Annotated in this window: 25 protein-coding genes; all 25 read right to left on the bottom strand. The window is 40.7% G+C overall.

Annotated elements, in window-relative coordinates:
* Positions 1-26 precede the first annotated feature (26 nt).
* Positions 27-692 carry a DUF443 family protein gene (locus tag GMD3S_RS0203160; protein ID WP_000247632.1) on the bottom strand — a complete coding sequence of 222 codons (666 nt, stop codon included), beginning with the start codon at positions 690-692 and terminating at the stop codon, positions 27-29.
* On the bottom strand, positions 686-2,251 hold the full coding sequence (locus GMD3S_RS0203155) for a T7SS effector LXG polymorphic toxin (protein WP_000511727.1): 1,566 nt from the start codon (positions 2,249-2,251) through the stop codon (positions 686-688). Before GMD3S_RS0203155 ends, GMD3S_RS0203160 begins: the two co-directional genes overlap by 7 nt.
* Entirely contained in the window at positions 2,241-2,603 is a 363-nt protein-coding gene (locus tag GMD3S_RS0203150) for a hypothetical protein (RefSeq protein WP_000415470.1), read from the bottom strand. The genes GMD3S_RS0203155 and GMD3S_RS0203150 overlap by 11 nt, the downstream gene beginning before the upstream one ends.
* 2 nt (positions 2,604-2,605) lie before the next feature.
* Positions 2,606-2,959, bottom strand: coding sequence for a TIGR04197 family type VII secretion effector (locus GMD3S_RS0203145; RefSeq protein WP_000531865.1), 354 nt, complete (start codon positions 2,957-2,959; stop codon positions 2,606-2,608).
* 81 nt (positions 2,960-3,040) lie between these two features.
* Positions 3,041-7,462, bottom strand: coding sequence for a type VII secretion protein EssC (gene essC / locus GMD3S_RS0203140; RefSeq protein WP_000744023.1), 4,422 nt, complete (start codon positions 7,460-7,462; stop codon positions 3,041-3,043).
* A 21-nt stretch (positions 7,463-7,483) separates the two neighbouring features.
* Entirely contained in the window at positions 7,484-8,755 is a 1,272-nt protein-coding gene (essB, locus tag GMD3S_RS0203135) for a type VII secretion protein EssB (protein ID WP_000796950.1), read from the bottom strand.
* Entirely contained in the window at positions 8,756-8,995 is a 240-nt protein-coding gene (locus GMD3S_RS0203130) for an EsaB/YukD family protein (RefSeq protein WP_000434883.1), read from the bottom strand.
* A gap of 65 nt (positions 8,996-9,060) precedes the next feature.
* Positions 9,061-9,525 carry a type VII secretion protein EssA gene (gene essA / locus GMD3S_RS0203125; RefSeq protein ID WP_000720508.1) on the bottom strand — a complete coding sequence of 155 codons (465 nt, stop codon included), beginning with the start codon at positions 9,523-9,525 and terminating at the stop codon, positions 9,061-9,063.
* 11 nt (positions 9,526-9,536) lie between these two features.
* Entirely contained in the window at positions 9,537-12,566 is a 3,030-nt protein-coding gene (esaA, locus tag GMD3S_RS0203120) for a type VII secretion protein EsaA (RefSeq protein WP_025172950.1), read from the bottom strand.
* Positions 12,567-12,637: 71 nt separating this feature from the next.
* Positions 12,638-12,922 carry a WXG100 family type VII secretion target gene (locus GMD3S_RS0203115; protein ID WP_001173991.1) on the bottom strand — a complete coding sequence of 95 codons (285 nt, stop codon included), beginning with the start codon at positions 12,920-12,922 and terminating at the stop codon, positions 12,638-12,640.
* 220 nt (positions 12,923-13,142) lie between these two features.
* Complete coding sequence (locus GMD3S_RS0203110) at positions 13,143-13,451, bottom strand: hypothetical protein (RefSeq protein ID WP_000358233.1); 309 nt, start codon at positions 13,449-13,451, stop codon at positions 13,143-13,145.
* Between the two features lie 13 nt (positions 13,452-13,464).
* On the bottom strand, positions 13,465-13,779 hold the full coding sequence (locus GMD3S_RS0203105; RefSeq protein WP_000960729.1) for a hypothetical protein: 315 nt from the start codon (positions 13,777-13,779) through the stop codon (positions 13,465-13,467).
* The gene (locus GMD3S_RS0203100) at positions 13,760-15,430 is read right to left on the bottom strand and encodes a cutinase family protein (RefSeq protein ID WP_000185207.1); all 1,671 of its coding nucleotides are present in this window, start codon (positions 15,428-15,430) and stop codon (positions 13,760-13,762) included. Before GMD3S_RS0203100 ends, GMD3S_RS0203105 begins: the two co-directional genes overlap by 20 nt.
* Positions 15,423-15,845: a hypothetical protein gene (locus GMD3S_RS0203095; RefSeq protein ID WP_000747465.1), complete on the bottom strand. Its 423-nt coding sequence runs from the start codon at positions 15,843-15,845 to the stop codon at positions 15,423-15,425. Before GMD3S_RS0203095 ends, GMD3S_RS0203100 begins: the two co-directional genes overlap by 8 nt.
* A 141-nt stretch (positions 15,846-15,986) precedes the next feature.
* Positions 15,987-16,409 (bottom strand): hypothetical protein, encoded by a 423-nt coding sequence (locus tag GMD3S_RS0203090; RefSeq protein ID WP_000747477.1) that lies wholly within the window; start codon positions 16,407-16,409, stop codon positions 15,987-15,989.
* A 140-nt stretch (positions 16,410-16,549) separates the two neighbouring features.
* The gene (locus GMD3S_RS0203085; protein ID WP_000745394.1) at positions 16,550-16,939 is read right to left on the bottom strand and encodes a hypothetical protein; all 390 of its coding nucleotides are present in this window, start codon (positions 16,937-16,939) and stop codon (positions 16,550-16,552) included.
* A 407-nt stretch (positions 16,940-17,346) separates the two neighbouring features.
* Positions 17,347-17,739 carry a 30S ribosomal protein S9 gene (gene rpsI, locus GMD3S_RS0203080; protein WP_000075969.1) on the bottom strand — a complete coding sequence of 131 codons (393 nt, stop codon included), beginning with the start codon at positions 17,737-17,739 and terminating at the stop codon, positions 17,347-17,349.
* 18 nt (positions 17,740-17,757) lie between these two features.
* A complete protein-coding gene (gene rplM / locus GMD3S_RS0203075) occupies positions 17,758-18,204 on the bottom strand; it encodes a 50S ribosomal protein L13 (protein WP_001044624.1) in 447 nt (148 codons plus the stop codon).
* Between the two features lie 210 nt (positions 18,205-18,414).
* Positions 18,415-19,614 (bottom strand): ABC transporter permease, encoded by a 1,200-nt coding sequence (locus GMD3S_RS0203070; RefSeq protein WP_001245366.1) that lies wholly within the window; start codon positions 19,612-19,614, stop codon positions 18,415-18,417.
* Positions 19,611-20,504: an ABC transporter ATP-binding protein gene (locus GMD3S_RS0203065; RefSeq protein ID WP_000895266.1), complete on the bottom strand. Its 894-nt coding sequence runs from the start codon at positions 20,502-20,504 to the stop codon at positions 19,611-19,613. The genes GMD3S_RS0203070 and GMD3S_RS0203065 overlap by 4 nt, the downstream gene beginning before the upstream one ends.
* Positions 20,505-20,754: 250 nt before the next feature.
* Complete coding sequence (pheT, locus tag GMD3S_RS0203060; RefSeq protein WP_000961539.1) at positions 20,755-23,160, bottom strand: phenylalanine--tRNA ligase subunit beta; 2,406 nt, start codon at positions 23,158-23,160, stop codon at positions 20,755-20,757.
* A gap of 129 nt (positions 23,161-23,289) precedes the next feature.
* The gene (gene pheS, locus GMD3S_RS0203055; protein ID WP_000103738.1) at positions 23,290-24,336 is read right to left on the bottom strand and encodes a phenylalanine--tRNA ligase subunit alpha; all 1,047 of its coding nucleotides are present in this window, start codon (positions 24,334-24,336) and stop codon (positions 23,290-23,292) included.
* Positions 24,337-24,647: 311 nt separating this feature from the next.
* On the bottom strand, positions 24,648-25,067 hold the full coding sequence (locus GMD3S_RS0203050; protein ID WP_000867351.1) for a hypothetical protein: 420 nt from the start codon (positions 25,065-25,067) through the stop codon (positions 24,648-24,650).
* Between the two features lie 27 nt (positions 25,068-25,094).
* Complete coding sequence (locus tag GMD3S_RS0203045) at positions 25,095-25,745, bottom strand: phosphatase PAP2 family protein (protein WP_033587277.1); 651 nt, start codon at positions 25,743-25,745, stop codon at positions 25,095-25,097.
* Positions 25,735-26,298 carry an ECF transporter S component gene (locus GMD3S_RS0203040; RefSeq protein ID WP_000185812.1) on the bottom strand — a complete coding sequence of 188 codons (564 nt, stop codon included), beginning with the start codon at positions 26,296-26,298 and terminating at the stop codon, positions 25,735-25,737. Before GMD3S_RS0203040 ends, GMD3S_RS0203045 begins: the two co-directional genes overlap by 11 nt.
* Positions 26,299-26,320: the final 22 nt, after the last annotated feature.

Raw genomic sequence — 26,320 nt, 5'->3', positions numbered from 1 at the left:
TTGATTTAATGCCTGAATCAAAGACCTCATTTAATTTCTCTAATTCCTTCAAATGTGACGTTTCTAATCTTATAAGCGGAAAGAATGGGAACCTTTCCAAATAAAAATGATAGAAGAAAAAATGAGATAATGCTATTAATAACGAGAACAATACCTTCTCCTCCATCATTAATAGACAAATAAAGTGCCAAACAAGCTATTATAGGAACAGTAAAAATATAGGCGTCAAAAACTTGCTTTCTTGCAGATATTGGTTTAAAAATCATCTCATATCTTCTACTAGAAGAAGGCAGTAAAGCTTTAACATTTTTACGTTCTTGCTCTCTTTTCAAATAAAAAATCAAGTAAGAGAATAGTATAGATGCGCAAAATACTACTAATTTTAAAATTATCTGTTGGCTAATATTGTACTCTTTAAAAAAAGTTTTCAATAAAGAATAAACAATCCATACAAGCGGTTGAACCATGATTGCCACATATGAAGCTTTAAACTTATTAATCGGGGTACTAAAATTGATATCCTCTCTATTTAGTTCCGCCATCTCAACCGTTAATTCCTCCGTTGGAACACCCCAATAGTAGAACTTAGGAGTCATTGAACTTGCATCTAATATGTATTTTTTCCCATTTAGTTCTACAAGTTGATGACAAAAATACTTCGTTTCTCTATAGTTAATTTCCAAATTTACCACCCAAACACTTTCTGAATTGATTTAATACCGGAATCAATACTATTTCCGACTTCCTTGATACCTGCATCAATTTTACTTCCAACTTCTTTGATACCTGAATCAATATTACTTCCTATTTCCTTAACACTTTTTTCAAGATTGTCGCCCATCTCGTTTGCTATATCTTTGATTCCAAGAAAATTGTAATTATATGCCAAAGTAGCAAGTGTTGCTGCAGCTACCCCAGCACCAATAGCCCAACCAATCGGACCTGTAGCTGCATATGCAGCTACACTTAAAATAGCCTCTGAACCGGTTGCAAAATATGCCGCCGCAAGTGTTGTTGCAGCTGCATCTACTGCTAATGTAGCGATTGCCGTAGTAGCAACAGTATGTGTAAAGGCACGTCCGGCATTCTCATTTTGCAGGTTGTTCAAAAAGTCCATCCCCATAAATATCGAACTGATCCCTGAAATCCCAAGAGAAGAATTGGTTCCTGGTATAGGGATATTAATTTCTGAAATCGTGAAATTCTTAAGTAGATTCGCAGCATTTGCTTTGAATAAAGCATCCGTATATCCTTTACTATTTGCAGAGTAGGTAATGTTTATATTACCAAACTTATCAGTAGTAGTAAAATACTTAAAGTACTCTGATAGTTTAGGATTCGTTGAACTTAACTTAGAAATTGTTTCTTTAGCAAGTTCTTCCAGAGATGTATCTCGGACAATTTCAAGAAACTCCCCTAGCCCGCTTAGGTCAACATTATTATTAACTTTACTCTCGACATATTTTCGTACAGCATCTTTAACATTCTCTGGTAACTCTTTACCAGGATACCGTTTTCCATACTCTGCAATTGCCTTTATATCTGTCTCATCTAATTCGGTTTCATTTTTAACTTTATCTACAACATTTTGATAATTTTGAATTACCTCAGAACGCTTCTTCCACTCATTATTAATATTATTAGCCCAAGGGGCTTGTCCCTCTATTTTAAAAGTTCCATCAAACTTTCCAAAGTCACCTGTAACTTGTTCGAAACCTTGAAGAACTAAGCTCTGTAAGCTTTCTGAATCCGAAAACTGGCCACTAGTCGAGCTCGCAAATGACTGTAACTTTTCTAATTTTTTTTGTAACTCATCTCGCTTACTCGTTGCATTTGAGATAATTTCTTGAACATTACTTTTATAAGTAGAATCGATGTTCTTCAAATCAGATAAACTGTTCAAAATAGCTTCTTGAGTCGAAATAGTTGTATTTTCTGCTTCAATTTGCTTTTGAAGTGTCTCCTCATCTAGACTTTCTTCACCGACTTGTGCATGGTAAAGAGTCGGTAGTTCACTCGCTTTTCCTCCCAGGCTCTCTGAAAAGAGGATAACTCCTCTCACTAGAGGAACCATTATATTTTCCGCATAGGACTTAGCACTATCATAGGCTTTACCTTTCAATTCTTCCTCTGAAATCAATTTATTAAAGGCAGTAATGACAGCGTCATAATAATTCGCACGGCTACTTAATACCGTATTCGCTGTGCTACCCTGCGAGTCTGCTGATCCTATGTCTACTTTAATACCCATTTTTCCCCTCCTTTTGCGATTCAAGACGGCGTTGTTGGAAAAGAAGTTCCTCTTTTTCGCCCTCTAGCTTACTCATTGCTTTTTTTAATTCTTCTTTCCTCTCGGTGATAAAATCATCCAGTAGCTGTTCATTCCTTTTTAACTTTTCTATATTTTCAAGGCGATCCATCTCATCTTTAACTGATAACGGATAATAGCCTAATTCTCTATATGGGATGAAGTTCGATTGGCAAAGATCTATAATCTCCGTCGCAACGGAAAGAAACTGATTTCTTTCTTCTTCTAGCTTGGATAAATTTGTTTGAATCTGTTGAACACTACATTGAATATCTTCTAATTTTCTTTTCTCCATCCTCACTCCTTAAATAAATTATTTTGAGGAACAAATGACGGATTTGAGTATGGAGAAGGTAGACTGGTTGTCCCATTATTTGGATTATTCTGCCACATTGTACTTATATTCTCATCTACTACTTCAAATTCATTTGCGACACTATGAATTAGTTTTACGAATTCACTTATTTTCGATTGAATATTTTTAGCAATAGATGCCTCATTTATAATCAATCTTCTTCCTACCGTATTAGCGGTATAATAGCTTGTCTTATCCCTAGTAACTGTACCGGCAGTTGTAATGCTATTGCTTGCTGATACAATTCCAGTTGCAATAGTACTTGCCTTGCCTTTTTCACTTTTTACTTGTCCCATGTTCAATAACCTTTTCAATTATCCTTTCTACTATCAAATCGTCAAAAGACCGGGTTGAATCTTAAGTATCAAAAAATAGTTTTACTTATTCTTACTAATTTTAAGTTTGATGACTTCTTTCCGAGAATGTAAATAAACCTGATCGAGATCTGGAGCCACATCTCTGTTATACATTCCTTTATCTAAGAAGGTTTGATCCATTAGGCGCATACCAAAGATGACCCATTGGACATTTGTTTTGAGGTATCTAGGAATTGGGTCGATGCTTGTCCCAATATAAGTATAATCAGTACCAATAATAAACCTCATCCCTACTCGATACCCATTCTCAAACATAAATTGAAGCTGTTGATCATTTAAATCGCTTTCGGATACTAGTGCTCTCATATTAGGTATAAAAATGATCCACTCAGATGATATGCCTTTTTCAAGACGGCGTTCTATTTCATAGATTAGCTGATTTCCTATGTCCGATAGTTCCTTTTTGCTTCCAACATAGGTTTTCACCTGGTCATTATATGCTTCATATTCTTGGAAAGCATCAATCAACATCATATGGACGTTAGGCATTCTAAGAATAGTTTTTAATAAATGATGCGTTATATTATCAAAAGCGTCTTCTGCATTTGACACATAAGCCATGTGTTTAAATTTGCTAAGAGAGATATTGACACTTCCAACCATTTCTAGTTCCAAACCGATAGGAATCTGATCATTCTCAATAGCCTCTTGTACATCAGGCAAATTCAAAAATTCTTCCATCGTCAACTCCTCTGGCACCATCGGGATGGCACTTGGGCGCTGGCCGGTCCAGGCTTCTTGGAGGGAAGCGACTTCCTGACGTAGGTTGTTGAGAACTTGGGTGTCATTGGCTCCATAAACTGGGAGTGCCAGCTGGATGACATCCACCTCTTCACGCTTCATAAGGGCACGTCCCTTGATATCTTCCATAGTCATAGCAAGTGGTGTAGAGCCCACGATTGCCCGCACTTCACCTGCCTCATTTTGTGGCAGGCTCAACTGGTGCTTGAAGTTCGAGTAGAGCTGAGCACGAAGGTTGGTTTGACGACCGGCTGTCATCAAGAGGTGAACCCCGATACTGAGACCTTCACGAGAGATACGCACCAAGAGCTTGAAGAGTTCCGCCTCATAGGCTTCTTCCTTGAAGGCTTCATAGCTATCTAAGAGGATGACGATAGCCGGCTCTTCCTGACCACTGGCCTGACGGTAGAGGTCTAAGGTCCCAACACCATAGTCCGCAAGGAGTTTCTTACGACGGTTGAGTTCGCGCTCCATGATTCGTACAAACTTAGAGATTTTCTCCGTTTGGTCCAAAAGCATGGTATCCGCCACCTGTGGAAGCTTGGACAATGGAGCCAAACCATTAGTACCAAAGTCCATCAAGTACATGGTAAGGGCCTTGGGACTGAATTTACGAGCCAAGTCCATACCAGCAGTCTGAAGGAAGGTGGTCTTTCCTGTACCCGGACTTCCATAAAGGAGGATATGACCATCCTTGGAGAGATTGATAGAGACAGCTTCCTGCTTCTGGGCCTGCGGGATATCCGCCATCCCCAAGAGGACAGAGAGTGGTTTCTCTTGTCCCCAGGCTACTGTCGGTTGCACTTCTTCCAGTTCGTCTAGTGCGATTCGCTCTTTGAGCGGTGGCAACCATGGCTGTGGTACTGGAGGAATCTCTTGTTCTTCACACAAGAGCTGGATATGGTGCACTATCGCATCCAACTCTGTCGGAACTTCCTTGATCTCATCCACATCTTCTAAGCCCGATAGGTCTTCATTCAAGATCTCATATTGGCCCAATTCATTGATAAGGTAGATGGTGTGGTCCTCAATCCCCATATCGTCCTTGTCCGGCTGGTAATCTGCCCCTGACCAGGCTGACTGGAAGAGCTCATAGACTTCGTTATTCCCGACCTGTAGATAGGCACGTCCTGTCTGGGTAATCTCGGCCGCGTCCGGTGTATGAAGCATTTCATTGGAGTCCGAACGGTCTGCCACCTTAAGGGCGATCTTGAAGCGTGAGTTAGACCAGATCTGGTCATCCACCACACCAGATGGTTTCTGAGTAGCTAGGATCAAGTGGACCCCGAGGGAACGTCCGACACGCGCGATGGATACCAGCTCCTTGATAAAGTCTGGCTGGTTGACCTTGAGCTCTGCGAACTCATCTGAGATGAGAAAGAGGTGAGGGAGCGGTTCTGTCGCTTCTCCGTTTTTAAATTTCTTCTGGTATTGATTGATATGGTTGACTTCGAACTCTCCAAAGAGTCGTTCACGACGATGGATCTCCGCATTAATCGAAGCCAGAGCCCGCATAGATTGGGCACCATCCAAGTTGGTAATCGTCCCCAAGAGGTGAGGCAGGTTTTTAAAGAGATTGGCCATCCCACCACCCTTATAGTCAATCAGCAAGAAAGCCACATCATGAGGGTGGAAGTTAACAGCGAGGGATAGGATATAGGATTGGATAGTTTCCGACTTCCCTGAACCAGTCGTCCCTGCGATCAAACCATGAGGTCCATGGGCTTTTTCATGTAGATTGAGCTGAACCAGGTCATCCTGACCACGCAGACCAATTGGCACAGCCAAACTCTTGTAAGGTGCGTTCTTTTTCCAACGGCTCGATACCTGCAAATCCTCAAAGGTCTCCGCCCCATACATTTCCATAAAGGTCACAGAATCTGGGATGGAACTCTTAAGATTTTGGAGGTGATTGAGCGGTGCCAAGGTACGGGCGATCCGCTCCTTGTCATAATCTGCTGGGAAATGGTCCAAACGGAAATCCGTCTCTTTCAAAACTCCTTCTTCCATGACCAGTTGGCCTGTATTACGGTCCTTGATATTGATCACTGTCTGGATGTTCTCAGACAAGGAACTCATGACATCCTCTACAAAGATGAGAGAGCAGCCTAATTCCGTTGGATCTTCGGTAAAGAACTCCATGATGATATGATCCAAAATCAACTTTTCATCGGTCACTAGAACCACGTAATGGGGATGGAAGAGGGTGCTCTCCTTGTGGGTTGCTTCTTCCTTTTGACTACGGCGTAGTTTCAAGATTTGGTTCAAACTATTCAGAACTTGGTCCCGTGTTCGTTGATTGTAGACAAAACCGCGAACATTGAGTTCTTGCAGTTTGGCATGAGGAAGCCAACGCATCCAAGACCATTGCTCTTTTTCCTCTTCAGGCAGGATCGTAATAAACTGCACATCATGATAAGAATGGAAAGTCGCTAGCTGCATCACCAAAAGCTGCAGTTGCTCTAGGACGAGATTTCTAGGTCCAATATAACCCACTGGTCCATGGCTGAGGTTTGCCGGGATTGGCATATCTGGGATCTTTTTGTGACGACTATAGAGAGCGTAACCCTCTTCTTCTAGAGCATCCTTCTTACCACTACGCTCCTGTTGACCGTATTTCAAGTCATAGCTAGTCGGCATTTTCCCAAGTCCCAAGCGATAGTATAAAAAGTCAAAATGCAAGGGAGTCTTTTCATAAATCCGGTGATTGTAACTCTCAACCAAGTCCGTCAACTCTAAAATCGTTGGAAAATGATAGTGCATCCCTTCTTTTTGTTCTCGTTCCAGACGAGTCAATTCCTTGACCTTATCTTTCAGGTAAAGACGATAGAGATCGACCCGTTCCTTCTTATCAGCCTTATACTTTTTACGATTTTTGATAAAACCACGGATAGAAAAAATCATTGTGGTTATGGACATCCCTACTGTCGCAAGAATATAGATCCCTCGAGGTTGAATCAAGGTGATTAAGACGGTTACTCCGACCATCATCAGAGGAGGAACGATCAGCTTTAACAGTTCATCGCTCGGTTTAACCGGTTCCTGGCCTGGGGGATTAATCAAGATTTTATCCTCGCTACCACGATAGATGATCCGTGGAGAACGATGATAATCTGGATAATCTTCATAAAAACCATATCGAGATGGTTCTCTCAGAGTCAGTTGTGGCCCAACTTGGGCAGGACCCTGGACCCATACTTCATCTGGATAGAACTTGATCGTCACCGCCCCTAGACTCAACTCATCTCCAAAACCAATCAATTGCTGGTCCATTTGTTCCAGATGATTGTTTCGATAAAATGCGCCTTTTAGTCGAGTTAGCTTCCATTGATTTTGGGATTTTTGGAGTAAGAGTTCAACATCTCCATCTAGTGTGATCAATGCACCTTTTTGAGAGCCAATCTGAAACTCTGATAAATCCAAAAGGTCATAAACCCTTGGCTCCCCTTCTCGGAGATAAAAGACGACCTCACCCAAACGCAGACCATCTTTCAAGAGTCCCACTTCATCGTCGTACTGATAAAAGACCTCGTCACCATCGACCTTGAGCTGAATCGGTCTTTCCTGTTGATAAAGGTAGACTTGGGCCTTTTCAGTCGCCCCGATCAAGACCGTCTTATCTACACCCAGTTCTACTTCATAACGCAGACCTTGGCTGTAGAAAATGATTTGTTTTTTCATAATTTCTCTCCTTGGTCTACTTTAATTGCTAGAGGAGCTACTTGGAACAGGTTTCTTCTCAGATGACGGTTTGCTTTCAGAAGCCTTGTCTTGCGGATTAGGAGTTGTAGAAGCATTGGAGCTTGATTCACTCGTTAGTAGCTCACTTCGACTATCCCAGTATTTCTTATACTCGCTTTCCAAAGTATTCAACTTACTTTCACGGTCTTTTCCTGACAAGTTGCCATCTTCTCGAACCTGCTTGATTTCCTGAGTCAAAGCGTAGAGAATCAAGTCACTGTCGTTAATCCGTTTCGCAATATCAAGAGCCTCTTCAAAACGATTGCGCCCAACCTGGATCCAGTAAGTCAAATAAAGCTCATCTGACTTGAGTGTTACGTTGTTCAAGATGACTTTCTTTTGTTCAGAAGAAAATTCCAACCCCTGAATATAAGAGTAAGCCAACTCATACTTTTGCGTATTCGGCAAGCTAGCTGGATCAATTCTCTCTAATTCTGTAATAACACCACTATAATCCACTTTAATAAAGGCAGTATCTGCCTGCAACATCTTTTCTTTGAAAGGATTTTGCACAAAAATCAGATAGATAAGTGGAACGATCAACAAGACAACGCTGGCTGTTAACCAAATCGTTGCCAGTTTAAAGACACGATGGCGTCTACTTGGAACCAAGACCAAATCTGCCCGTTCTTTCGCAGCCTTCTCCGTGTAGTACTTCTCCAAAACAGCTACTGCAGCCTCTATATCATCTGCCTGACATAGGTCATTTAAGAAGTCGGGCAAGGTCTCTAATTCCAAGGAACCATTATAAAGATCCATGAAATCCAAATCGCTAAATAGTGTTACTGTAAAACATTTAGCCTGGCGTAAAAAATCTTCTGAGGATATTGATTGAGGAACCATCAGACCAGGAATTCCGCGATAAGCAATCTTAGCCTGAGCATCCTTGGTAATAAAGAGATTTACTGGGTGCAAAAGGAAAGTCACAGGTAACTCCAAGGCGCCCTCTAGACGAAAAACGTTTAGGGCCAAACGGATTCTTTCCGAAATGGTACGTTCCTTTATTTCCTCATAAGTCAGTCCATAAGCTTCGACTTGATAGGAGAAGGTGACACTATCCTCATCAGATACCATCGATTGCTCCAAAAAGAATGGATGATGCAAATCCAATAGTAAGAGTTCCCGTAAATCTTGACTCGCAACATCTGAACGTTTGAGTTTTAATTCCCAGTTTGTTTCATTTTTTTCATAGACAAACGACTGTCCACCAAATTCAAATTTTTCTTCAGCCACCTATATCTCCTCAATTTCTACTAAATCTCCTGTCGTCATAGGATAATCAGACAGATGTTTCCCTTCATCAATCAACAAACCTTTATTGACAATTCTTAATTGATATTTTTTTCGCTTGATACCTGGATTAAAAATCGTATCCACTTCTCGCACCAGCCGGCGCACTTCAATTCGCCGTGGGATGCGAATATCCACATCTCTTTCTCTCAAACGTAGGGTAATATTGATATGTTGCTCCACCTTTTACACGCCTCCTATGCCTGGTTTATCCTTTTCTAAGTTATTTAGACAGACTAGTTAAAAACTTAGTCCATCCCTTCTACCATCACACGATAACTCATTACTGCCGTTGCTCCAAAAAGCAAGAAAATCAACACCACATAGAATATCTCTGGAAGAAAGTCATTCAGACCACCTTTTTCTACATGGCCTATATTTGTTTGAAATTTAATTGTTTTTTGAGCATTGGGCTGAAACAACTGTTCTTCAGAAGATTTTTTCACTGGTCTCTGTATAGCAGAAAACAGTTGGCCCCTTTCTGTGATCAACTGTTCCTCTTGATGCTGTTGCATGTCCTGCAACCTCTTTTGAGTTGCTTCATTAAAAAGCTCCTTGGTTTGTTCAGACTGTAGACCAAATTTCAATCCCTCTTTCTTTTCAAGTCGGGAATCATCAATCTGCAGACTGTTATCCTTCAAATCATCTGCAGCAGCCCCAGAGACTGCTGCACATGTTACTAAGGTAAGAAGGAAAAGAATGATTTTCTTCATATTTCTATTTTCTATTCTTTCTCAGCTTGGCTTGCTTGAAACCACAAACTACTTTCTCTGATAAAAATATTTATAACAAGTAAAACAGCTATGACAACAATCGTTGCAACAAAAGCGATAATTGCTGCTGGATGTCCATCAAAGTATCCTGAAAGCAAACCTTCTAATATTGATAACGCATTGAGATTTTTGATAAATGCTGGGAAACCAGTTAGACTTGCTGTTGTCCCAATAGCATTTGATAGGTAGACAAAGCTAATCATCATAAAGAAGGAGAGTCCCATACCAATCACTCGGAAATGTTTAAGCAATAGATATTGTCCTTGAATCAGTACAAATGCGGCTAAAACAATTAATAGAACCCAAGATGGTTGATATTCACGACCAACCTGTAGCTGAACACTTGATACAACACCAACTACCAATCCGACAACGATACTTAAAGCAGATAGGATGGTTACCGTCATCAAGTCTGTATCATGTAACTTATCAAGTTTGAACTTATCTTTGACTTTGCGAATAACGTTTTGAGTTGCAAACAGATAGGCTGTAAAGAGACTAACAATCTCCAATAGTAAAATCCATGTAAATGGACGGTAAACATTGACAGTCGCTTTCACTGAAGTAGCATTTTGGGTAACAGGATTGGATAAGAAGTTCAACAACACTTCATTTGGTACCCCATTTTGATAGGCATTATTCAGAACCTTCACAAAGGATTCTACAAAGTTTCCATTGTTAGTTAATTCTTCGTTAAACTGCGTCATCAAGGAGTCAGCATCTTGTGACAACTTTTCAGTACTTGTTTGAGCGTTTGACAATTCACGATTGAAATTACCTAAAGTCTCATTCACAGACTCTGCAGCTTTGACATTACTTTGAGAAGATTCCTTCACACCCGTAGTTTCTGACAAGAGAGCTGCATAATCCGAATTTAGGGTAGCCAATTGATTATTAGTCTCTTCAAAAGCATCATTGCCTTTCCCTTGCTTCTCAACCAAATCCTTTAGATTTTCTTCCAACTTCTTGTACAACTCTAACTGTTCATTGATTTTTGTATTCAATTCTTGGTTGGTAGTCAAAACATCCTTCACATTTTTTTCTAGAACAGGCTTGAGAGTAGTCAGTTTTGACAAGGCTTTATCTACTTTCTCTTTAGTACCCTCTGTATCTGTATCGCTAGCAGGTGCAGTCAGACTGTCTTCATACTTCTTCAGGTTTGAACTAATAGCTTCAAGCCAAATATTTGATAAAGCATCTGTTACATCACTATTTCGTAACTCTTTGACAGTATTGTATGCTTGTCTGAGTGCTTCCACCTTTTGGTAGTCAGAAGCTATTTTCTGAACCTTTTGTCCATAAGTCACTGCTGCTTGCTGAACGGCTAAGACATCTATCGGAGCACTGACTGCTTGAACATCATTCAAGGAAATATCAACAGTCTTTGGCTCCGCTTTTGGAGTTGGGCTTGAAGCCCCCGTTGAACTTGTAGTTGGAGTCGGAGCTGCCTCTGCAACACTATAGGCTACTTTGAAAGTCCCACCCGTCTTCAAATCAATTTCTTGACCAAACTCAACTGGTGTGCCATCATAAGTGACCGAATGAACCGTCACTCCTGTTCCAGCCTTCCATGATACCTTAGCCTTTGTTCCTGTTCGTCCAACAGCACTCGTACTCGTGATTGCCAGATGTTCCAGATTCTTCAAGTCCGTCAAAGAAATCTCGTCGCTTGGCTCTTTAATCGTTTTTAAATCTGTATAGTTTACAGAAGGAATTGTGATTGGTGTCATACCAAAACCACTAAATTCTTTTCCACTAAAGTCTTCTTTGGGTAATTCTGAGATTGCAGAAGCCAGCTGCTCTTTTAGAGATTCCTCAACCTTCTCTAAATCCTTGTTTGCAGCTTTATCCAAAAATCGATCAAGAGTGATTTTGCTCTTCTCACTTGTTCCATAGTAAGTGGCTAATTTCTCATCAATAAAGTTATGAATATCATTTTTATGATTTTCAAACTTGGTTCTTTCATCTGTTAGATTTTTCTGTAAGCTACCAATCTCTGTGCTGATGCTTTCTGCTACTTTTTTATAGTAAGCCTCAACTTCTGGTGACGTTCCATCAGTGGATGCTGGTGTTCCATCTATATTCGCAGTCAGACTACCTTGAGCTTTAATTAATTCCTTATAGGTTTCAATTTGTCCCTTAACGTCTTCCCGACTCTGAGAAATGAGCCCAGTGATAACATCCGCATGATTTTTCTTCTCATCTACTCTATTCTTAAGTAGAGTTCCAAACTTCTCGCCATAGGCAATCTGCGAAACATCAAAACGACCAAAAATCTGTGAGTAGCCCTCCAAACCTGTCTTTAAAGCAGTGTTGGCGTCAACAGAGGAACTAGACATACTATAGAGAGTTGGGAAAAGATTTTTAGAGTTGATAGCTGTATTATATAAATTCGTACGATAGTTTCCGATATTGGTTGCTTGTATCTGTGAGCTAGCTTGAACATTCTTTTGTGCTGTATAAAGGTTGTTCAAAATACTAGCCATATACATGTCAACTAACTGACCATTCAAATCAGAAACAATATCTTTCGCTAGTTTATTTGCATCATTTTCTACTTGCAAATTTCCTTGCGCATTCACCTTATAATTGATAGTTGTCTTATCAACATTGATGCTGTTAATATCGAGTATTTTTTCAGAAAAGTCACTAGGAATTGTTAAAACGAGTTGGTATTTCCCACTTTCTAACCCAGAATCAGCTGCTCCACGAGGGACAACAGACCAATTTTGTGAATTATCACGCTCGATATTTTTTACATAACTAGCACCTAGATTGTATTCTTTTGTATCTACGTAGACAGGCTTATCTTCATTTACGATAGCTACATTTAATTTTGTCTGCTGATTAGCCTTTGCATTATTTTCATTGCTAATCGTTGTATTTTTTTGAACAGATAGATTCAAAAAAATAATCAATGCAAGCAATCCTAATGCTAACAAACTACTTCCTATATATTTAAAAATTCTATTCTTCCTCATATTACTTTAAATCTTCTCCGTCATAAAAAATAGGAAGGCTCTCGCCCTCCTAAAGCCACTTATATAACAAATTAAATTTGTGATGCAAGATCTTGGTCGTTTTGTTCAACAATTTCAGCAACCTTGTTCAACTGTGCATTGATCTCATCAAGCAAAGTTGCAAACTCCTCAATTTTTGGAGACAATTCTGTGAATTGGCGATCAAAGCTCTCAAAAGCAGCACCTTTCCAGTTGTCTCGGATAGTATTTTGCTCTTGAGTCAATGTACGAAGTACTTGTCTTACTTCCTCAGAACCTTGAGTGTACTTTTGAGCAGAGGTACGCAATTCTTCTGTTGTTAATTGAATTAAAGCCATGTGAAACTCCTTTATATTAATTTACTCCCTCATTATATCAACAATTTGCTTTAATTGCAAGTTTAAAATTCATTTTTTATTCTATTTATAAAAAAATAAGAGCTATTTCCATCTAAAAACTAGTAAGAAGGATTAAATTATCTACTTTTCTTGTATAATTACTTCTTTTTTTATCTATAATAACAAACTCACATCATCCTTCTTTGATAAGGTATATTTGTTAAACGTTCTTTTCTTCTAACTTTCTATAAAAGTTTTTATTCTCTTGATGGCGAGCTTCCAGCACATTCTCTATACGACTCTTGTAAAGTTGATGATAGTTATCCAAATTGTTCTCTATCTCCAAGATATATGGTTGAATTTCAGCAAAACTACTATCTCTACATGCATAGGAAAGCGCCTCTAGGAGATGATCCGTCTCCCTGCTAAACTTGTGGAAATCATCATCCAAATCCATCTCCAAACGCTCTAAGTCTCGTAATTTACGATTATGCTCATCCTCTAGTTTCTGAAGTTCCTTTTTATCCATGACCAGTTTTCTCCTAGCTTTTAATCGGACTCTGTAAAGTAGGGGTTTGCATGGTCTGGGTCAAGTAAGTTTCAGCAGCATCAGCGGCCTTGCCCTCAAATCCTCCCTTAATATTGTTTACATAGGTCTTAGAAGCATACTCTTGCATATCTGCGGCTGCTTCCTGCAACTTTTTAGCTAACTCAGTTCCTTTAGCAAGGATTGACAACTCTTTTGCAGTTACCAAGGCCCTGACTGCTTGGCGTTCTTGTTCCTTCATTCTTTCTTTGAAGCCTCTATCGAGTTGCTCTCTTGTAATTAAGGTATCCTCATCCGTTAGGACTAACATTTTTTCCCCTCCATGTTTGTTTTACATCCGCCAATAGATTGTTAAAATCTTCAGCACTATCTGTATCTATGGTCTCAAAGGAACCACTAGCTTTAACCAAGCTTTCCCCCAGTTGCTCGATTTGTGTCAGGAAGGATGTTGCTGCAGTCTTCGTGTCACTTGCAACGCCTTCATCCCAAAAGCTTGTTGTATCAAAACCAGAAAGCAGATTCGTAACTTCTGAGCTTGACAAATATCCAACCATGTCAAACGCTGTCTGTCTTGTCTCTTTTATCATGTTTTGAATATCTTCCTTAGCATCTGAAAGTAAGGTTTTCACAGATTTAACTTTGTCTTCCATGTCAAAATTTGCCAACTGGGCTGCTGTCTGAAGCAACTGAGCTCGGACCAAAATTCTCTTTTCTCCTGTAAGATTACCATTTCTCAGTTGTTCCTGATAACGAGGAATAGCTTCTCGATCCCACTTTATAGATTCCTGACGAGCTTCTTCGACAATTTTACTATATTCAGTTGTAAAATTCTCGTAAACAGCATAACCAATAGCTGCCTTTATTTTAAACTCACCCCTCATAATGGCATTTAAAACATTTGAGGCTACATTTTCATCGACTCCTAAAGCCCGGAGTGAATCCAACGTTGTCGCTATCAGTCGAGCTAGCTTTTCACCTGCCCTGAGCAATTCTGGGTGAAAATCCTCAGACGCAGTCAATAAATTTCCCTTTCCATCCGATTGGAAAACACCAAAGTCATGGGAACTTTCTGGATCAGTAATCTGGGTATAATGCAAGGGGACAAGGACATTGACTTTACCGACGGGTTTCTTAAGTGGTTCATCGGAATCCCCAGGTAATTTGGTAATGGTATGCTCACGATTAAGCATCCCCACGACATCAAAAGGATTGACATAGTACTCGATTTTTTCGCTAATCTTTTTGATTTTCTCGTCACTGAGTCCCATTTTCTTTAAACTCTTTGTCGTGTCCGGGCCGTCAAAGAGGACGACTTTGCTGATTTTCTCCAGTTCTTCATCACTGAGGCCAGCTACCCCTTGCGCAGAGACAATGGTCCCTAAGGAGTGACCTGTGATGTCCATCGTAGCTTGCGGAGCTTTTTCAGTCATCTCTGCGATCTTCGTTTTCATTCCTACTGTCGCTAACTTGGCTTGCGGCGTATGGATATGATTGAGAGCGAACTTAGCATCGTTGTCAACCCAGTCGTTCCAATTTTCTTTACTGATGGCATCACTTCCGCGGATGGTCATATAGGTTTTCGTAGTATCATTAGTCAAGGTAGGCGTATCCGTTAAGTAGTAGGCACTGAAACCAGCTTCATCATCAGTTAAGAGTCCTTTTTGATACCGTTTGTGACGAATATCCTGCCTCATCCCATTCGCATCAGGAACTGGTATCGATGTAACTTTATAAGTATCTCGCAAATCAGGATCCGGCTGCAAGTAGACTCTACCATTATGGGGTAGATGTTTACCTCCAGGGGTGATTTCTTCGTTATAAATTATTTCTTTTGAATAGTCAAACACTCTTGCTTCTATTGAATTATTTTTAGGTGGAAAATTATTGGGACGACCAATATAAGCCGATTGCGCTAAATCCGCATAAAAATTATCAAAGGTTTTTAAATTACTGTTAGTCATAAATCTCCCATACGTTGCCTTTCAAAACTCTTATCGGTTGCATTTCAGAAATTTTCTTAATATTGGGAATACTATTGCTATTATATTCTATAGGGAAACCAATTGTAAATTCAGTATCTTCATTGTTATTTATTTTTCCATCCAATGTTATAATATATCCCCCACCTTGAGGGGTACCATTTCCTATATTTTCTACTTTCATACTATCCCAATCAAATTGGACACTTTCAACTTTAGGATTTCTAGACTTTATAAAGTTCGCCATCTCCTCTTCATGCTCCTTCAGATAAGCCAACTGCTTAGCCCGTGGACTCAGAGTTATTCCTCCAAATAGATTTGTTTTCTGTGCCATCCATGCGCCTCCTCCAAATACTACAAGGGCTATAACTAGCCAAAGTAAAGTACGTTTTTTCATCTCTTTCCTCCTATATAGCGGAATCTAAGTATATTATATCATGAATGTAAAAAAAAAATACTTTTAGCAAGTATTCTAAGTTGGTAGAGAATGAGTAATATTAAATTTGAGTAAAAATTATCAAAGGTTTTTAAGTTACTGTTAGTCATAAAGATCCCATAAATTTCCTTTCAAAATTCTTATTGGTTGCATTTGAATAATAACAAGTTTCTCAGGGATTTCATTTAAATTACGTTTTAGTGGAAAACCTAATGTAAATTTAGTATCCTTATTATTATTGATTCTACCGTTCACTGTCATCATATAACCTCCGCCTTGAGGAGTTCCATTTCCTACCTGACCAACTTCCATACTATCCCAATCAAATTGGACACTCTCAACTTTTGAATTCCAAGATTTAACGAAGTTCGCCATTTCCTCTTCATGCTCCTTCAGATAAGCCAACTGCTTAGCCCGTGGGCTCAGAGTTATTCCTCCAAATAGATTTGTTTCCTGTGCCATCCATGCGCCTCCTCCAAATACTACAAGGGCTATAACTAGCCAAACCAAAGTACGTTTTTTCATCTCTTTCCTCCTATATAGCGGAATCTAAGTATATTATACCATGAATGTAAAAAAAAATACTTTTAGCAAGTATTTGAAGTCAGTGGGGAATGAATGATGTTAAATTTGAATAAAAATTATCAAAGGTTTTTAAATTACTATTACTCAAACGGTTTCCCTCCAATGCCTAGGCCATTAACTAATGTCATCGAAGCTAAATCAACTTTTCCATCATCTACAATTATCATTACATGCCAACCAGAATTATCAATGTTATTAAACGTTCCATAAACATCAATAATATCTCCTCCTCCTTGAGGTGTACCATTTCCTACCTTATCCCATTGTGTCTGTCTCCAATCAATTTGAACAGATTCAATCTTTGAATTTTTAGACTTTACAAAATCTTCTATTTCTTTTTGATGCTCCTTTAAATAAGCCAACTGCTTGGCTCGCGGACTTAGAAATAGATTTGTTTCCTGTGCTAGCCATGCGCCTCCTCCAAATACTACAATGGACAAAACCAGTAAAATCAAGGCACGTTTTTTCATATTGATACTCCTTCAGATATATCATCTCCCTCTTACAATCCCAAACTCCTTAATTAAAAACAAATTACGGATCTATTGTTGCTTTAGAAATAGAAGATTGTCATTAAAACTAGTTTAGCATAAAAGCCTCAAACAGCCTATTTCACCAATCACTCTTCTTGAAGATTTGTTAATAATTTGACCAGAAGAATTTGAGTTGAATGCAAAGAAACAATAGTGTGAATTGTGCTAAAAATCATCAAAAACACCTCATAGTGTGAATCATGAAGTGCTTGTGAACGTTGATAGTATCGTATTGATTAACGTTCTGAGGCAACTGACTTTGTCAGATTGCACCAATTTAGTATGAAAATATAAAAAAGAACACCTCGAAAGGTGCTCTCTGTAAGTATAGTAATTCTCTCGAATTAACGTTTACTAAATTGTGATGCTTTACGAGCTTTCTTAAGACCTGGTTTCTTACGTTCAACTTTACGTGAGTCACGTGTAAGAAGTCCTGCGCGTTTCAATGAATCGCGGAAGTCTGGGTCTACTTGAAGAAGGGCACGAGCGATACCGTGACGGATAGCTCCTGCTTGACCAGCGTATCCACCACCAACAACGTTAACGAAAACGTCGTATGAACCTACAGTTGAAGTAACTGCGAATGGTTGGTTGATAACAAGACGAAGGTCAGCGTGTGGGATGTACTCTTCAACATCTTTTTTGTTAACAGTGATTTTACCAGTTCCTGGAACAAGGCGAACGCGTGCAACAGCGTTTTTACGACGTCCAGTACCTGCATATTGTGCTTGTGACATACTTTATTGTTCCTTTCCTTAGATAAGTCCTGAAATATCAAGAACTTCTGGTTGTTGTGCAGCGTGAGTGTGCTCAGCTCCAACGAATACTTTCAATTTCATACCTTGAGCTCGGCCAAGAGTATTGTGTGGAAGCATACCTTTAACTGATTTTTCGATCAAACGTACTGCATTTTTAGAACGAAGTTCACCAGCAGAGATTTGTTTCAATCCACCTGGGTGGTTTGAGTGAGTGTAGTAGATCTTATCAGTTGCTTTTTTACCAGTCAATTTAACTTTTTCAGCATTGATAACGATTACGAAGTCACCTGTATCAGTGTGTGGTGTGAATGTTGGTTTGTTTTTTCCGCGAAGTACGCTAGCAACAACTGCTGAAAGGCGTCCAAGAGGTACATCAGTTGCGTCAACAACGTACCATTTGCGTTCTACTTGGCCTGGTTTAGCCATGAATGTAGTTTTGTTCATGATTTCTCCTATATGAATATCGTTTTTGTTTACAGGGCGGATGTTCCGGTCCGCGGGGTATTTGAAAGGTTCCGGGGCCTTACAAATGGGGTAAACAATACCGTCTACTATCATACCAAATTTCACTACTAAAAGTCAATAGATATGAAAAATATTTTTGCCGATTTCAGTGTTTAACATCTAGAAAAACCTCGCTTTTGCGAGGCTCTCCTATTTATAAGCTAAGGCACGTTTAAAGGTTTTCCAGATTCCCAAATCATCCGTTTGAAGGACTAGGCTAGCATACATGCGTCCGATAAAGGCAGTTGCAGTGACTGCAAAAACAACCGTTATAGCAAGGGAAATCCAAGCTTCTAGACCACTTGCATACCCATTTATAGCTCTAAACGGCATAAAGAAGGTCGAGATGAAAGGAATATAGGAACCAATTTTCAGAACTAAATTGTCCCCAGCAGCACCTAGAGAAGTCACTCCGACAAATCCTGCTATAATCAAGATCATCAATGGCGACAAGGCCTTTCCTGAATCCTCAGGGCGAGAAACCATAGATCCTAGGAAGGCTGCTAAAACAACGTACATAAAGAGGCTAACCAAGACAAACAATAAGGTATTGAGCGAGAAGGCCTCTCCTAGATGATTTAAAATCCCAGATTGTGCCAAGATTGGTAGGTCTTTAAAGAGCAGAATGGCAGCAAGTCCACCCACGACGTAAATGCCAATATGAGTCAAAATCACAAGAAGTAGAGCCAGCATGCGAGCGTAGAAATAATGACTAGCTCGGATACTAGAGAAGACCACCTCCATGATTTTGGTTCCTTTCTCGCTAGCTACTTCCTGAGCAGTGACACTAGCATAGGTAATCAAAATCATATAAAGGAAGAAACCAAGCCCTGCGGCCGCAATGGTTTGAACAATTTTTTTGTTTTCCTTAGATTCATCAATCTTCTCAGTAAAATCAACAGTTTGACTCAGGCGTTTTTCCTGTTCTTGAGACAAATTAGCTGCCGAGCGATTCAGTTGGTATTGCAGTTCATTTAACTTATTGGTTACTGCTAGTTTGATGCCTGTTTCAAGAGAAGTTTCACCATGATAGACGGCCTTGAGGACGCTGTCCTCTTGGTCAATGGTTAGGTAACCCTTGATTTTCTCATCCTTGATAGCAGCCTGGGCACTGGCTTCATCCTTATAATCAAAGTTGATACCATTGGTACCCTTGAGCCCTTCTTCCACAGATGGCACAGTTGTTACTACTGCTATCTTGCTATTCTTGGCCATAGAAGACCCTTGGAGAAAGCCGATTCCTACAGATAAGGCTAAAAAGAGGAACGGCGAAATCACCATAAAGAAGAAACTCCACGACTTGACATGTCGAAGATAGGTTTCTTTAATAACTACCCACATATTTCTCATACTTCCACCCCTGATTCTAGTTTAAAGATTTCATCGATTGTTGGAGCTTGTTGGTCAAAGGTCGCGATGTATTGACCTTGAGTGAGGATTGGGAAGAGTTCCCTTCCAGCGCTCTCATCATCTAGGATCAATTTCCAACTGCCTTGCTTGGTCAAGCACACCTGTTTGACATGAGGAAGACTTTCCAGCTCTTCCTTGCTTCGTTCACTTGAGACAAAGAGACGTGTTTTACCGTATTGATTACGAACTTCTTGGACCGGGCCATGCAAGACCACACGCCCATCTCGAATCATGAGAATATCATCGCAAAGCTCCTCGACATTGGTCATGACATGGTCTGAAAAGATAATGGTCGCACCACGCTCTTTTTCTTTTATGATGACCTGCTTGAGTAACTCAGTATTGACTGGATCCAAACCACTAAAAGGTTCATCTAGGATAATCAAGTTTGGTTCATGGATGAGGGTGATAATCAGCTGGATTTTCTGTTGATTCCCTTTTGAGAGGCTCTTGATTTTATCTGTTAATTTCCCCTTAACTTCCAGTTTTTCCATCCATTGAGGGAGTTTTTCCTTGACCTCCTTAGCATCCATGCCTTTTAGAGTTGCCAGGTAGCGAACTTGCTCAAGAACTGTCAACTTGGGCATGAGACTGCGTTCTTCAGGCAGATAGCCAATCCGAGCATAAGTTTCCTGGCGAATCTCCTGCCCATCCAGACTAATCTCTCCTTGATACTCCAAAAATTTCAAAATACTGTGGAAAATCGTTGTTTTCCCAGCACCATTTTTCCCGACCAGCCCTAGAATTCGTCCTGGGCTTGCCTGAAAATCGACACCAAACAAAACTTGCTTGGAACCGAAACTTTTCTCTAGATTTCTTACTTCTAGCATCTTCCACCTCCGAGATATGTTGCACTTATTATACTCCTTTTTGATAGCCTTTACAACGATTTATGTCCATTTTATCGGATTATAAGTAGCAAAAGTATCCTATCTCTAATAAATTTAAGTGCTTCAGCGATAGCTTTAGTATAACTCATTAAAGACTTTCTGAGATGGCTTCCTCCTCAACTATCGCTTTTCTCTTCTGAACTGTCCTTTTGAAACTAAAAATCCACCCCGAGGGATGGATTTTAGACTATTAACGCACTTCTGCATTCACTTTTTCTTCGAGTGATGCTTGGATTTTTTCCATATAGCGTGCGACTTCTTCGTCTGTTAAGCTATCTTCTGGATTTTGGAAGGTCAAGCTATAGGCCATTGACTTCATGCCAACTCCCAGTTTTTCGCCTGAGAAGACGTCAAAGAGTTTGATATCTGTCAAACGTTTCACGCCTGCAGCTTGGATAGCGTCTACAACTTCTTGATGAGTGACTTCTGCCTTGAGGAGTAGAGCCATGTCACGACTGACTGCTGGGAATTTAGTGATTTCTACAAATGGAGCAGCTGGTTGAAGGGCAGCTTCGATGCCTGAAAGGTTGAGCTCAGCTACATACGTTTCTGGAATATCGTAGGCCTTGGCAGTGACTGGATGCACTTGGCCAAGGAAACCAAGAACTTGGTCGCCGAGTGAAATCACGGCTGTACGTCCTGGATGGAGACTTGCAATCTCAGCTGTTGCTGTATAAGTCACTTCTAGTCCCAAGCGAGTAAAGAGCGCTTCAAGGATTCCCTTAGCATAGAAGAAATCAACTGGAACTGCTGCTGTTTGGAAGTCTTTTTCTGCAACCAAGCCTGTCAAAGCAAGGGCAAAGCTGTTGATTTCGTTTGGTAGGTCTTCTTTCGGATTGCCTGTTTGTTCAAAGACTTTTCCAATCTCATAAAGAGCCAAGTTTTTGTTCTTACGAGCCACGTTGTAGGCCACTGTATCAAGAATACCTGAGACCATATTTTGACGGAGAACGGAACGGTCCACTGTCATTGGCCACATGAGTTCTGTAAGGTTACTTGGTTGAGCTGTAAACTCAACTGCTTTTTCAGGAGTTGTCAGAGCGTAGGTGATAATTTCTGTCAAACCTGCTCCTTCAGCGATGGTACGAACTTGGCGACGCAATTTTTGTGTCGCAGTCAATTCACCAGCTGTACCGTCATCTTTTGGAAGACTAGTTGGCAAGCGATCATAACCATAGATACGGGCGATTTCTTCAAAGAGGTCAGCTTCGATAGTGATATCCCAACGACGACGGGGTACGCTGACTGTAAAGCTTTCTGCATTGCCAGAAAGGCCAAAGCCAAGACGACGGAAGACATCTTCCACATCAGCATAGGAAAGCTCCGTACCAAGGACGCGGTTAACGTCTGCAAGGGTTGAAGAAACTTCCACATCTGAAGTGTCAAGCTCCCCCGCTGAAACGATGCCCTTACGCACCGTCGCACCTGCAAGATCAGCAATCATGCTAGCCGCCGCATCAAGGGCTTCATTAACAGTTGCCACATTGATGCCTTTTTCAAAGCGAGAAGACGACTCAGAACGAAGGTTGAGGTGTCCGCTAGTCTTGCGGATCGATTTGCCATTGAAAACAGCTGCTTCAAGGACAACACGACTAGAATTTTCAGAGATTTCTGTTGCTTGACCACCCATGACACCTGCAAGGGCTACTGGCTTGTCTGCGACAGTGATGACTAAGTCATTTGCTTCCAAGTCACGCTCTTCACCGTCCAAGGTCACCAATTTTTCACCAGCACGCGCTTCACGCACACGGATGTCGGTCCCTTCAAAAGTATCCAAGTCAAAGGCATGCATCGGTTGACCAAAGTAAAGCAGGATGTAGTTGGTTACGTCTACGACATTGTTAATTGGACGGATACCTTCGTTCATAAGGAGGTTTTGCAACCATTGTGGACTTGGTGCGATGGTCACATTATCCAAGATACGGGCCGCATAGTAAGGCGCCTTGTCTGTCTCAATGCCTACAGAAAGGGCGTCTGCTGCAGCTTCATTTGTTTCTGTTAAACTGAATTCTTTAAAGTTGACTGCATTGTCATAGATGGCTGCCACTTCATGAGCCACCCCACGCATAGATAGAGCGTCTGCACGGTTTGGTGTGATAGAAAGTTCGATGATTTCATCATCTAAGTCTAGATATGAGAAGACTTCCTCACCTGGTACTGCATCTTGAGGCAAGATTTGAATACCATCTGCGAATTCCTTCGGTACGACCGAGTCAGAAATTCCCAGTTCACCAAGTGAACAGATCATTCCAAGTGACTCCAAACCACGGATTTTCCCTTTTTTGATTTTGTAATTGTCCGCGATACGAGCTCCTGGAAGAGCTACCATGACCTTGATTCCAGCACGTACATTCGGTGCACCACAAACGATCTGACGGGCTTCTTCTTCGCCAACGTTAACCTGACAGACATGCAAGTGTGTTTCTGGCACATCTTCGCAAGACAAGACCTCACCGACGACAATTTTTGAGAGACCGGCAGCCGGTGATTCGACACCTTCGACCTCAATCCCTGTAGTTGACATTTTCTCAGCCAACTCTTGTGATGGCACATCAATGTCCACCAATTCTTTTAACCATTTATAAGATACAAGCATAATTCTGATTGTAAGATCTCACCGAATAAGACCTTTTCAATTCCTTTCTTTTTCTTCGAGTCAGTCCTCACCATTCTCATCAAGAGAAAATAACTAGGACTGTATAGGACTGTGTTTTAGGTTTCAATCTTATTTAAACTGTTCTGAGAAGCGGACATCTCCTTGATAGAATCCGCGGATATCGTTGATTCCGTAACGGAGCATAGCGACACGCTCTTGTCCAAGACCAAAGGCAAAGCCAGAGTAAACAGTCGCATCGATTCCACTCATTTCAAGGACACGTGGGTGAACCATACCGGCACCCATAATCTCAATCCAACCTGTTTTCTTACATACGTTACAGCCTTCTCCACCACACTTGAAGCAAGAAACATCCACTTCAACAGATGGCTCTGTGAATGGGAAATACGATGGACGCAAACGAATTTGGCGCTCTTCACCAAACATTTTTTGCACAATCAACTGAAGGGTTCCTTGAAGATCTGCCATAGAGATGTTTTTCCCAACAACCAAGCCTTCGATTTGGTGGAATTGGTGACTGTGGGTCGCATCGTCCGTGTCACGACGGAACACACGCCCTGGTGAGATCATTTTCAAAGGACCTTTTGAAAAATCATGAGCATCCATCGCACGCGCCTGAACTGGAGACGTGTGAGTACGAAGCAAGATTTCTTCTGTGATGTAGAAAGTATCCTGCATATCGCGAGCTGGGTGATCTTTTGGAAGGTTCATACGCTCGAAGTTGTAGTAGTCTTGCTCCACTTCAAAACCATCCACGACTTGGTAACCCATCCCAATGAAAATATCTTCGATTTCTTCACTGGTTTGTGTCAAAACGTGACGGTGACCAGTCGCAACTGGGCGACCTGGAAGTGTCACATCGATGCTCTCACTTGCTAGTTGAGCTTCTACTTTCTTTTCTTCCAAGAGCTTAGCTGTTTCTTCAAAAGCAGCTGTCAAGACATCACGCGCTTCATTGACGTGTTTCCCGATGATTGGACGCATATCAGCAGAGACATCTTTCATCCCTTTGAGGATTTCAGTAAGCGACCCTTTTTTACCAAGGACAGAGACACGCAAGTCCTGCATCTCTTTTTCATTTTCAGCAGTAATCTGCTTCAAGCTAGCCAGCGTTTCTTCGCGAAGCGCTTTTAATTGTTCTTCAATAGTTGACATAATTCCTCCATCAGTCCCTCGTAGATAAAAAGAAAACCACATGCCAAAAACTCCACTCGGAGCGTTGACACGCGGTACCATCCGTTTTCATCTGACAAGTCAGACCTTCATTTCTAAATCCATGCGCAAGTGAATTCACCCAGCTTTCATATAGAGAACTTGCAGTCACGGCTCTCCTCCCTGATATACTTCCCTTGAGTTACTAGTCTTGCGGATTCCTATTCAATTACTACTTAGTTTATCAGATTTTTAGTTAAAAAACAAGTTAGATTAGACTAATTTCAATATAAAAAGGAACAAGACACAATGCATTACCTATTTGTAGGATCTGTTTCACCTGCTTTCCTTTTCAATAAAAGAGTTGCTGCTTGATTAAAACCATCACACCAGTTATACCATTTTGCTTCATACTCATCTTGAGATACGATATGATTTTTTAAATCCAGAACAGAGTAAATCTTTCTTTCCTCACAAGCTTGCGCATAGAGATAATACAGTTCATCGCCACCATCTCTATCCCACTTAGCAGAAATCGTATCCCTACCTGCCAATAAAGCCTGATAAGCCCTGTGATGCCCGTCTGTAATCAACAAGCAGTCTCCGAATGCAAGAACACTGATTGGAGCAACATTGATTATTTCTACCGACTGATAAAGCATCTGGATATCTTGTAACTTCTTTTCTGATAAGTATAGTTGAGTCGGATGGAGATCTGTTATATTGACTTTCATTTCTTTTTCCTCAAAGGAATTTGATGCTCACTTCTGCTTGCCTTTAAATCGCCATTGGAAGCGAAGCTTGTCATAGAAAGGAAATTCGATAAACAAGACCCCCAAACCCACACAGAAACTGGCAAGAACATCTGATGGGTAGTGAACTCCCAGATAGACCCGAGATAGCAACACACTGACTAGGTAGAAGCCAAGGACGATTTGCACAATTTTTTTCCAAACCGGATCTTTAATCCGTTGACTGAGAATGACAATCAAAGTCCCTACCATCAGAGTCACTGCCAGAGAATGGCCACTTGGAAAAGAAAATCCCCTCTCCTCTACCAAGTGTAAAATAGCTGGCCGTGGGCGCTGGTAGATATTTTTAAAGGTCACGATTAAAAGACCGGCTAAGGCTAGATTACCCGCCATGAAGTAGCTTTCTATCTTCCACTGCTTACGATAAAAGATAAAGGCTGCAATGGCAACCCAGGTAATGATTACTGGGATATCAATCAAATGCGTAAGGGCTCGGAACAGAACTGTCAAATAATCTGGCAAGTCCCCACGAAGAACAGTCTGAAGCGGTTGATCAAAACCGACCAGCGTTTCGGGGTAAAACTTGACCATATAGCCAAGAAGGACGAAAAGTAAAAGGGCAAAACTGCCCTTCATTAAAAATGTTTGTTTATCTCTCATAATATTTTAAGGTTGGTTTCAAGAGGACGTATAACAACCAGAATGAAACGGAAAAGATTACACCCTCAATCAAGTTGAAAGGTAATACCATGGTCATCAAGTAGTTAGAAAGTCCTATAATTTCTCTAATATCAAAGTTGGCAAACTGCGCGTATAAAGGAACCGCATAGACATAGTTGAGAACCAACATGGCAGAAGTCAATCCAATAGTTCCCGCTAGAGATGCCAGTAGAAAACGAAGAGTGCTACGTTCCTTTTTCCAAATCAAACCAAAAGCGATAACAAAAACTCCCAAGGCTACGATATTCATTGGCAACCCAATGTAAGTGTTCACTCCTTGGCTATTCAGAAGCAACTTCAAGAGTGATCGTAGCAAGAGAATCCCGAGAGCAGCAGGCAAATCCATCACTACCAAGCCCACAAGGACTGGCAAGATACTAAACTCGATCTTGAGGAAGGTCGCCGCTGGCAAGAGCGGAAAGTCAAAGTACATCAGCACAAATGAAATGGCTGATAAAATCGCAATGGTCGAAATTCGACGTGTGTTTGTCATAACAGGTTCCTCCAATTTTCTA

The sequence above is a fragment of the Streptococcus sp. GMD3S genome (assembly GCF_000298695.2).
Classification (GTDB): Bacteria; Bacillota; Bacilli; order Lactobacillales; family Streptococcaceae; genus Streptococcus.
The sequence above is the reverse complement of the archived record's forward strand: the minus strand, read 5'-3'. Positions and strand labels throughout refer to the sequence as shown.

Bases quoted from the DNA above. Each gene is read 5' to 3' on its own strand.
- rplM (WP_001044624.1), bottom strand. From the start codon at position 18,204: ATGAACAAAACTACATTCATGGCTAAACCAGGCCAAGTAGAACGCAAA.
- pheT (WP_000961539.1), bottom strand. From the start codon at position 23,160: ATGCTTGTATCTTATAAATGGTTAAAAGAATTGGTGGACATTGATGTG.
- GMD3S_RS0203040 (WP_000185812.1), bottom strand. From the start codon at position 26,298: ATGACAAACACACGTCGAATTTCGACCATTGCGATTTTATCAGCCATT.
- GMD3S_RS0203100 (WP_000185207.1), bottom strand. From the start codon at position 15,430: ATGACTAACAGTAATTTAAAAACCTTTGATAATTTTTATGCGGATTTA.
- GMD3S_RS0203070 (WP_001245366.1), bottom strand. From the start codon at position 19,614: ATGAGAAATATGTGGGTAGTTATTAAAGAAACCTATCTTCGACATGTC.
- GMD3S_RS0203150 (WP_000415470.1), bottom strand. From the start codon at position 2,603: ATGGAGAAAAGAAAATTAGAAGATATTCAATGTAGTGTTCAACAGATT.
- GMD3S_RS0203105 (WP_000960729.1), bottom strand. From the start codon at position 13,779: ATGTTAGTCCTAACGGATGAGGATACCTTAATTACAAGAGAGCAACTC.
- GMD3S_RS0203085 (WP_000745394.1), bottom strand. From the start codon at position 16,939: ATGAAAAAACGTGCCTTGATTTTACTGGTTTTGTCCATTGTAGTATTT.
- GMD3S_RS0203045 (WP_033587277.1), bottom strand. From the start codon at position 25,745: ATGAGAGATAAACAAACATTTTTAATGAAGGGCAGTTTTGCCCTTTTA.
- pheS (WP_000103738.1), bottom strand. From the start codon at position 24,336: ATGTCAACTATTGAAGAACAATTAAAAGCGCTTCGCGAAGAAACGCTG.
- esaA (WP_025172950.1), bottom strand. From the start codon at position 12,566: ATGAGGAAGAATAGAATTTTTAAATATATAGGAAGTAGTTTGTTAGCA.
- GMD3S_RS0203115 (WP_001173991.1), bottom strand. From the start codon at position 12,922: ATGGCTTTAATTCAATTAACAACAGAAGAATTGCGTACCTCTGCTCAA.
- GMD3S_RS0203095 (WP_000747465.1), bottom strand. From the start codon at position 15,845: ATGAAAAAACGTACTTTACTTTGGCTAGTTATAGCCCTTGTAGTATTT.
- GMD3S_RS0203050 (WP_000867351.1), bottom strand. From the start codon at position 25,067: ATGAAAGTCAATATAACAGATCTCCATCCGACTCAACTATACTTATCA.
- GMD3S_RS0203155 (WP_000511727.1), bottom strand. From the start codon at position 2,251: ATGGGTATTAAAGTAGACATAGGATCAGCAGACTCGCAGGGTAGCACA.
- GMD3S_RS0203145 (WP_000531865.1), bottom strand. From the start codon at position 2,959: ATGGGACAAGTAAAAAGTGAAAAAGGCAAGGCAAGTACTATTGCAACT.
- essC (WP_000744023.1), bottom strand. From the start codon at position 7,462: ATGAAAAAACAAATCATTTTCTACAGCCAAGGTCTGCGTTATGAAGTA.
- essA (WP_000720508.1), bottom strand. From the start codon at position 9,525: ATGAAGAAAATCATTCTTTTCCTTCTTACCTTAGTAACATGTGCAGCA.
- GMD3S_RS0203065 (WP_000895266.1), bottom strand. From the start codon at position 20,504: ATGCTAGAAGTAAGAAATCTAGAGAAAAGTTTCGGTTCCAAGCAAGTT.
- GMD3S_RS0203110 (WP_000358233.1), bottom strand. From the start codon at position 13,451: ATGGATAAAAAGGAACTTCAGAAACTAGAGGATGAGCATAATCGTAAA.
- GMD3S_RS0203090 (WP_000747477.1), bottom strand. From the start codon at position 16,409: ATGAAAAAACGTACTTTGGTTTGGCTAGTTATAGCCCTTGTAGTATTT.
- rpsI (WP_000075969.1), bottom strand. From the start codon at position 17,739: ATGTCACAAGCACAATATGCAGGTACTGGACGTCGTAAAAACGCTGTT.